This window comes from Salegentibacter tibetensis, from assembly GCF_020164485.1.
Lineage (GTDB): Bacteria > Bacteroidota > Bacteroidia > Flavobacteriales > Flavobacteriaceae > Salegentibacter > Salegentibacter tibetensis.
On sequence record NZ_JAIQZA010000121.1, the window covers coordinates 1 to 393 of the forward strand.

General features: G+C 37.7%; 1 protein-coding gene. It reads right to left on the minus strand.

Translation table 11 applies throughout. The annotated features are described in order from the left end of the window. The coding region (locus LB467_RS18775; protein WP_224475674.1) for a hypothetical protein at positions 1 to 276 on the minus strand (276 nt) is incomplete at its 3' end. Positions 277 to 393 lie beyond the last annotated feature (117 nt).

Below are 393 nucleotides of genomic sequence, written 5' to 3' on the forward strand. Positions count from 1 at the left end.
GATGCCATTTACTTCCGAATCGTGGTAAAAGTAATAACCGATGATGATGTTGAAAACTGCAAAAATGGCTATGTGCCACCAGAAGATGTCATCCTCTATAGCCATCTCTTCATCTGATGCGTTTTTCTTTTCAAACTTAATAATCGCTTTTTCAATTCCGTAAAAAATAAGAACACCAGCCAAGGCCATTATATATAAAAAGCTCTTGATAAAAGTTGGTGCTCTCTCTTTTTCCAGTGAGTCCTGCAAGCTATGAAGTTCCGGTAGTATATGCACGAAAACAAATGCTATTGATATCCCACCAGCCAGGGATAGCCATTTGCATCTGGACAAAGTATGCAAAGAAGAGATTCTATCTGCGAAGAGATGTACAATAGCAAGTATAACAATATA